Genomic DNA, 6749 nt, shown 5'->3' with positions numbered 1-6749 from the left:
CCCCGACGCCCGCGCCGCGGAGGCTACTACTACGCTGCCTAGTTATTACTCTCCCTAGCGGAGTGAGCCCGGTCGACATGGAGGGACAACCCGTGACTGCCCTGAAAGCTGTGACCGCCTCGACAGGGGCGCGTCGTCGCATGGTTTCGGTCGCCGCGCTCGCCGCCGGAGCGGCCCTCGTGCTGTCCGGCTGCGGTGCGGGCCAGGTTGCGCAGACCGCGACCCAGGTCGCCGCGGTCAACGGCAATCACGCCGATATAGACCGGATTTCGCTGCGCAATGTGCACATCGTCTTCCCTGCCGCGGGCACCGACTACACCAATGCCAAGGGCGGCAAGGCGATCATCGCGCTGTCGGTCATCAACAATGGCGAGACCGTCACCGACGAACTGACCAGCATCGCCACCGACCTCGGCACGGTGAAGATCACCCCGCCCGCGGGCTCCTCGGCCTTCCAGATCGCCCCGCAGCAGACCGTCGTCGCGGCCACCGCGCCCACCACCGGGACGGCCGCCAAGTCCGATGAGCACGGTGCGACGCCCAGCGGTACCGCCGCGCCGACCACCAGCGGCTCACACGGCGCCCCGGCCGGCGAGAAGGCCACCGTCGACCCGGAAAAGAAGCCGGGCCTGATCGAGATCACCGGCCTGACCAAGGACATCACCCCCGGCCTCACCTACCCGGTGACGTTCAACTTCAAGCAGAACGGCACCGTCACCGTGCAGGTCCCGGTCGACGCCGGTGCGGAAACCGACCGGCACGAGGGCCAGACCGCCGCGACCGAGGGCGAGCACAAGGGCGGACACTGATCCGCTGCCCCGGACAACGTACGGCTGTCGCGCATTCGCGCGGCAGCCGTTTTCGTTTCTCAGTTTGTCGGGGCCGGTCCGTAAGGTGCGCGTGTGGCCAAGACCAAGTCGATCTTCCGATGCTCCGAATGCCGGTACGAGGTCGCCAAGTGGGTGGGCAAATGCCCGGACTGCGGCGCATGGGGCACCGTCGACGAGGTAGCCGGATCGGCGGCCACCGCGGCATCGCCGGTCGGGCGCAAGGCCATGCTGCCGAGCACTGCCGCCGCGCCCATCTCGCATATCGATTCGAAGGTCACCAAGGCCAGACCGACCGGTGTCGAGGAACTCGACCGGGTGCTCGGCGGCGGCATCGTGCCCGGATCGGTCGTATTGCTCTCCGGTGAGCCCGGCGTCGGCAAGTCGACGCTGCTGTTGGAGGTCGCCCATCGGTGGGCCACCCAGCGCGACGAGAAGTCGCTGTATGTCACCGCGGAGGAATCGGCCGGACAGGTTCGGCTGCGCGCGGACCGGACCAATGCGGTGCACGAAAGGGTCTATCTCGCAGCCGAATCGGATCTGTCCATCGTGCTCGGCCATGTCGAACAGGTGCGCCCGACACTGCTGGTGGTCGACTCGGTACAGACCATGCTCGTCCCGGAGGTGGACGGCACCATCGGCGGCGTCACCCAGGTGCGCGCGGTGGCGGCGGCGCTCACGTCACTGGCCAAGGCGAGCGGGATCGCGGTGCTGTTGGTCGGACATGTCACAAAAGACGGCAATGTGGCGGGCCCGCGCACGCTGGAACATCTGGTGGATGTGGTGCTGCAGTTCGAGGGCGATAAGAACTCGACGTTGCGCATGGTGCGCGGCATCAAGAACCGCTTCGGCAGTTCCGATGAGGTCGGCTGTTTCGAATTGCATGACGACGGGATCTCCTGCGTGACCGATCCGTCCGGGCTTTTCCTGCACCACCGCACCGATTCGGTATCGGGTACGGCGGTCACGGTGGCGATGGACGGTAAGCGGCCGCTGGTCGCGGAGGTGCAGGGGCTGACCGTGCACACCGAGATACCCAATCCACGGCGGGCGGTCAGCGGACTGGACTACAACCGGGTCGCGATGGTGCTCGCCGTACTGCAGAGCCGCGGGCGGGTGTTCCTCGGCAAGCACGACGTGTACGCCGCGACGGTCGGCGGCATGCGCCTGCTGGAGCCCGCCGCGGATCTCGCTGTGGCACTTGCCATTGCCAGTGCCGAGCGCGATCAGGCGCTGCCGGTCGGCTGGGTCATCCTCGGTGAGGTCGGTTTGGCGGGCGAAGTGCGCCGGGTAACCGGTCTGGAGCGCAGACTGGCCGAAGCCGAACGCCTCGGCTTCACCACCGCACTGGTGCCCCCTGGTCTGGCAAGGACCAAGAACGGCATGAAGATTCACGAGGTAGCCGACGTCAAATCGGCCATCCGCCTAGCCGGTCTCCGCAAACAACGCACCCCGGCCACCGAAACCGCCCCCGACTTCTGATCTCGCACCACATAGGGCTCACGCACAGCCAGTGACTATCACGCACAACCTATAGCCTGTGCGCGATAGCCACTGGGTATGCGGCAGCGACGGAGTTCGGGGTCAGGCGATGTTGAAGGGTTCGGCGGCGCTGCGTAGGGAGCCCAGTTGGGCGACGACGGCGTATGCGCCGGGTGGGACCTGGACGCGGTCGCCCGCGCAGTTGGGTTGGGAGGTGGAGCCGGACCAGGTGACCATGAAGGCGGCCTGTTCGCCGCGGTTCAGGGTGCGGACGTCGGGGGCGCCGTCCGGGTAGCAGTCGGTGCTCGACCAGAGGCGGCGCTGGCCGTCGAGGGTGGTCACCGAGACCTGCTGCAGTCCGGAGCCGACGTCGCGGGAGCAGGCCGTTGACGAGATATTGGTGATCACGATGCCGAACACCGGATTCTCGCCGGTCTTGTAGGTCGGCTGTTCGACGGTCACCTTCACCGCCAGCGACTGATCCGGGCAGGTGCCCGCGGCGACCTGGCCGCCGCTCGCGGCCGCGGCCGTAGTGCCGGAGGGCTTCACACTGGATTCGCCGGTGGTCGGCGGCGGCGTCGAGGATGAGGCGCCCGCAGGTTTATTCGTCGCCGACGCGGAACTCGTCGCGGCCGCCTTTGTCGTACCGGGCGAATCGCCGCCGCGCGTGACCGTCAATACCAACCAGATCACCAGTGCGAGCGCCACGACCAGGACGGCTACGGCGAGCGCGCGGCGTCGCCAGTAGATCTCCGGAGGCAGCGGTCCATTCGGTTCCAGCACGGAGTCAACGGTAAGGGCACGATCCGGTACAGCGACTCAGGGTCCCGGCGTGTCGGATCGGAAAACCCGCGCGCGGCAGGTAAATTCCGCTCGCACCGTCGGCTGTCTCGTGTCGGCCGGATCAGACCAGCTCACCGATATTGCCGACGACCCGCTGCAACTTCACTTCGCCCTCGGCCAGTTTGTATGTGACGCAGGCGATCGCGCATTCACCCGTCGCAACGCGCTGCGAAATGATCATCGAACGCTGCATCAGCAGTCGGCTGGTCTCCACCACATGTCTGGCCTCCATCTCGTCGACGGTGGACAGTCCCTCCCGGCGCCCGATCAGAATCGACGGCGCGACCCGCTCGACCACACTGCGGATGAATCCGCCGGGCACCTCGCCGCCGTCCAGCGCGTCGATGGTGGCCTTCACCGCACCGCAGCTGTCGTGCCCGAGCACCACGATCAGCGGCACATTCAATACCTGCACGCCGTACTCGATCGAGCCGAGCACCGAACTGTCCACCACATGACCCGCGGTGCGCACTACGAACATATCGCCGAGGCCCTGGTCGAAGATCAGCTCGGCGGCTACGCGGGAGTCACCGCAGCCGAACAGGATCGCGTGCGGGTGCTGGCCACTGACGAGCTTGGCCCGGTCCACCGCACCCTGACTAGGATGCAGCAGGTTGCCGCTCACGAAGCGTTCATTGCCCTCGCGAAGGGATTTCCAGGCACTGATCGGGTTGGAATCCGGCATACCGACCATTGTGCACATCGCAGTGGTTACCAGCGAGTCGGTTTCGTTACGGCTCGGCAAATATCGACCGGCCGCAGGACAATAGGAACGGTGAGGGCAGTGTCGGAGGGCGGCGCAGCGCAGCAGCGTGCAGGCGGAAAAACGAAGATCACGGCGGGTGCCGATCGGGTGGATGCCGAGTCGTTGCTGGACTGGTACCGGGAGACCGCGCGGGATCTGCCGTGGCGACGCGAGAACGTCACCGCCTGGCAGATCCTGATGAGCGAAATCATGCTGCAGCAGACGCCGGTGGTGCGGGTCGAACCGATCTGGCGGGAGTGGGTCGCGCGCTGGCCGGTCCCCTCGGCCATGGCGGCCTCATCGCAGGCCGAGGTGCTGCGCGCCTGGGGCAAGCTCGGTTATCCGCGGCGGGCGTTGCGGCTGCACGAATGCGCCAAGGTGCTCGCCGAGGAGCACGGCGACAAGGTGCCGACCGATGTCGATGTGCTGCTCGGTCTGCCGGGTATCGGCGCGTATACCGCGCGTGCGGTGGCCTGTTTCGCCTACGGACAGCGAGTTCCGGTGGTGGACACCAATGTTCGCCGAGTAGTCGCGCGGGCGGTGCACGGGCGGGCGGCGGCCGGGAACCCGTCCGCACGCGATCTGGCCGAGACCGAGGCGCTGCTGCCGCGCCGAATCGACCATGCCGCAATGTTTTCCGCCGCGCTGATGGAACTCGGTGCGACGGTGTGCACGGCCCGCACCCCCGACTGCTCACGTTGTCCGCTACCGCAATGCGCTTGGGTTTCCGCTGGCAGACCGGTCTCCGATGTGGTTCGCAAGACACAGAAGTACGAGGGCACCGATCGTCAGGCACGCGGTCGGTTGCTCGATGTGTTGCGAGACGCGACCGGTCCGGTCGAGCGAATCCGCTTGGACCTGGCCTGGACTCGCGACCCAGGCCAACGCGACCGCGCTTTGGACTCGCTGCTAGTCGACGGCCTCATCGAACAAACCCCCGACGGGCTGTTCGCCCTGGCAGGCGAAGGCTAGACCAGCCGCACCCGCGGCATCGAGCTCCCCTCGAAAACGCCGATGACCTGTTCGTCCCAGCAAGCGAAGGCAAGACCAGCCGCACCTGCAGGCACAGACGTCGCATCGAGCACACCCCGAACGCTGTCGCCCTAGCTGGAGAAGGCAAGACCAATCTCCCGCCCGCATCGAGATCCCGTCGAACAAACCCTGACGAGTGTTCGCCTTGGGAGGCGAAAGCCGGACCGGCATCGAGGTCGTATCGAATAACCCTGATGGCCCTTCGCCCTGGTCGCAAAGGCTGGACTCAGCGGCGACATCGAGCACACCCGATGGCCTGGTCGCCCCAGCAAGGCCAACACAAGCCTCATCCGCGAAGTTCGAGAACTTTTCGGAGGAAGGCTTCGACCTCGGTGCGGTAGCGCTCGGGTTGATCGTCGTGCACCAGGTGGCCCGAGTTCGGGATGCGGACGTAGACGGCATCGGCATGGACGACCGCCATCTGACGCATCTGGCCCTCGGGGGTGATGGTGAATTCGCCTTCTATCAATAGGGCGGGCGCTTCGACCGCGCGCCATTGCGCCCAGAAGTCGCGGGAGCCCCATTCTTCGGAGATATCGCGGAAGGTCGCGACCGAACCGTGCAGGCGATAGCCGTCCGGACCGTGATCGAAGGAGTCGAGAAAGTACCGCCCCGCGACCGGGCCGAAGTAATCCAGCACCGCGTCCGCATCCGGAAACGGCTGCGGCCAGGACTCGATCATGGCCGCCCAGTTCGCGGCGGTGCGGCCGCGGAAGTCGGGGGCGATATCCTCGACCACCAGCGCGCGCACCCGCTCCGGATACCGCGCCGCGAATACCCAACCGTGCAGGCCGCCCATCGAATGTCCGATGACCACCATGGGTTCGGAAATTTCGGCGGTGGCCGCGGCGAGGTCGTCGATGAAGGCCTCGGTGGTCAACTCCGCGGGCGCGGGACGACCGTGACCGGCGGCGTCGAAGGTGTAGACATGGCCGAACTCGCGCAGCCAGTCCAAGTGATCGCGCCAGGTGCGGGCACTGCCCATCAGTCCGTGCAGCAGCAGGATCGGGACGCCCGCTCCGCCTTTGTCGTACAACACTGTGACATTTTGCGGCGCCTGCGGCGCCGCGTGTTCGCGGCCCCCTAGTGTCTCGCGTCCGAGCGGCCGAGACTCGCGACTTCGTCGGATGCGCATCGGCCATTCGGACGCGAGACGGGCCGCGAACGCCGCTCGTAAGACTCGCTCCGATGGGGCAGAGTCGCGCTGTCAGCTCGCCACCATCGGGACTTCCTCGAATGTGGCGCGGGCGGCCGGTGAGCGCAGACGTATCGTCGGTGCCATGGCTGTTGTGAAGATCAATGCGATCGAGGTTCCGGAGGGCGCGGGCCCCGAGTTGGAGAAGCGATTCGCCCATCGCGCGCATGCGGTCGAGGGCTCGCCGGGCTTCCTCGGCTTCCAGTTGTTGCGGCCGGTGGCCGGGGAGAACCGGTACTTCGTTGTCACCCAGTGGGATTCGGAGGAGTCGTTCGCGGCGTGGCGGGACGGTCCAGCGCGTGAGGCGCATGCCGGTGAGCGGCAGAAGCCGGTTTCGACGGGTGCCTCGCTGCTGGAGTTCGAGGTCGTGCTGGACGTCGCGGCCAAGTCCGCTTCCTGAAACCGCTGGACAGACGTGGCGCGCGACTCGCCCATCCCGGCCTGGGCAAGTCGCCCGCCGTGTTGACGGCGGGTACGAGCGGATGTCACAGTTCGAAATGACAAACGCGAGGGTGATGCGGTAATTCGGTGAAATTCCGAAGCGGTCGCGCCACTGTGTTCTTGCACCGAGTCCTTGGTGCCGGAAAGCCAGACACCGGCACCTTCGCACCGCACAACTCACGGG

The 6749-nt window shown here is 66.8% G+C and carries 7 protein-coding genes; 4 read left to right on the top strand and 3 right to left on the bottom strand.

Going from position 1 to position 6749, the window contains the following annotated elements:
• Nucleotides 1-92 precede the first annotated feature (92 nt).
• Nucleotides 93-809 carry a copper chaperone PCu(A)C domain-containing protein gene (locus tag NA5_RS28710; protein WP_245672442.1) on the top strand — a complete coding sequence of 239 codons (717 nt, stop codon included), beginning with the start codon at nucleotides 93-95 and terminating at the stop codon, nucleotides 807-809.
• A 93-nt stretch (nucleotides 810-902) separates the two neighbouring features.
• Complete coding sequence (gene radA, locus NA5_RS28705) at nucleotides 903-2309, top strand: DNA repair protein RadA (protein WP_062991572.1); 1407 nt, start codon at nucleotides 903-905, stop codon at nucleotides 2307-2309.
• A 102-nt stretch (nucleotides 2310-2411) separates the two neighbouring features.
• On the opposite strand, the gene NA5_RS28700 is transcribed toward radA, so the two are convergent.
• Both NA5_RS28700 and NA5_RS28695 read right to left on the bottom strand, forming a co-directional pair.
• Nucleotides 2412-3092 (bottom strand): hypothetical protein, encoded by a 681-nt coding sequence (locus NA5_RS28700; RefSeq protein WP_062991570.1) that lies wholly within the window; start codon nucleotides 3090-3092, stop codon nucleotides 2412-2414.
• A gap of 121 nt (nucleotides 3093-3213) precedes the next feature.
• Complete coding sequence (locus NA5_RS28695) at nucleotides 3214-3837, bottom strand: carbonic anhydrase (protein WP_062991596.1); 624 nt, start codon at nucleotides 3835-3837, stop codon at nucleotides 3214-3216.
• Nucleotides 3838-3984: 147 nt separating this feature from the next.
• Between NA5_RS28695 and NA5_RS28690 the strand changes: the two genes are divergently transcribed.
• Complete coding sequence (locus NA5_RS28690) at nucleotides 3985-4869, top strand: HhH-GPD family protein (RefSeq protein WP_084484493.1); 885 nt, start codon at nucleotides 3985-3987, stop codon at nucleotides 4867-4869.
• 346 nt (nucleotides 4870-5215) lie between these two features.
• Here NA5_RS28690 and NA5_RS28685 read toward each other — a convergent pair whose 3' ends face one another.
• Nucleotides 5216-5968 carry an alpha/beta fold hydrolase gene (locus NA5_RS28685; RefSeq protein WP_062991592.1) on the bottom strand — a complete coding sequence of 251 codons (753 nt, stop codon included), beginning with the start codon at nucleotides 5966-5968 and terminating at the stop codon, nucleotides 5216-5218.
• Nucleotides 5969-6209: 241 nt separating this feature from the next.
• Here NA5_RS28685 and mhuD point away from each other — a divergent pair, with 241 nt between their 5' ends.
• Entirely contained in the window at nucleotides 6210-6524 is a 315-nt protein-coding gene (gene mhuD, locus NA5_RS28680) for a mycobilin-forming heme oxygenase MhuD (protein ID WP_040686177.1), read from the top strand.
• Nucleotides 6525-6749 lie beyond the last annotated feature (225 nt).

This window comes from Nocardia anaemiae NBRC 100462, assembly GCF_001612725.1.
In the GTDB taxonomy this organism is placed as follows: domain Bacteria; phylum Actinomycetota; class Actinomycetes; order Mycobacteriales; family Mycobacteriaceae; genus Nocardia; species Nocardia anaemiae.
The sequence above is the reverse complement of the archived record's forward strand: the minus strand, read 5'-3'. Positions and strand labels throughout refer to the sequence as shown.